This window comes from Aeromonas bivalvium (assembly GCF_000819765.1).
Classification (GTDB): Bacteria; Pseudomonadota; Gammaproteobacteria; order Enterobacterales; family Aeromonadaceae; genus Aeromonas; species Aeromonas bivalvium.
Map to the genome: position 1 here is coordinate 37012 of NZ_CDBT01000043.1, position 608 is coordinate 37619.

Sequence of the window (608 nt, forward strand, 5' to 3'; positions counted from 1 at the left end):
TCTCGCCGCGGGCCAGGCCCAGCACCACGGCTGGGCGGCCAAGGGAGGCATCTTCTTCAGCGAACAACCCCTCTACGCCCGCCTGAGCCAGAGCCTGGGCCTGGCGCCGGGCTGCCGTCATCCGCTGGTTTACATCATGGAGGCGGCGGACGACATCTCCTACTGCATCGCGGATCTCGAGGACGCGGTGGACCGGCGGATCCTGAGCCAGCGCGAGCTGATCCAGGCTCTGGCCAGTGCCGACGAGGGGGAGTACATGCAGGCCCTGCTCGGGGAGTCCAGAGAGGGCCGCGAGGGGTTTTTCCCCCACTTTCGCCAGCGACTGACCGAGGATCTGGTGGCGCTGGCGGCCCGGACCTATCTGGCCGAGCATGATGCCATCTTGCAGGGCCGCTATCCCCATGCCCTGCTCAGCGGCCAGGCGCCGGCGGCCCGGGTGCTGGACACCCTCAAACGGGTGGCGCGCGAGCAGGTGTTCATGCGTCCCGAGGTGGAGGCCCTCGAGCTGGAAGGCTACGCCGCCCTGCGGGGGGTGCTGTCGACCTACGCCTGCCTGCTGGCCCTGCCCGAGGAGCGCTTTTCCCGGCTGCTGGCGGGGGCGGGGGGGG

The 608-nt window shown here is 70.4% G+C and carries 1 pseudogene; it reads left to right on the forward strand.

Annotation, left to right across the window (positions count from 1 at the left end):
- A pseudogene (locus BN1119_RS12695) lies at positions 1-608 on the forward strand (dGTPase); the annotation flags it as partial.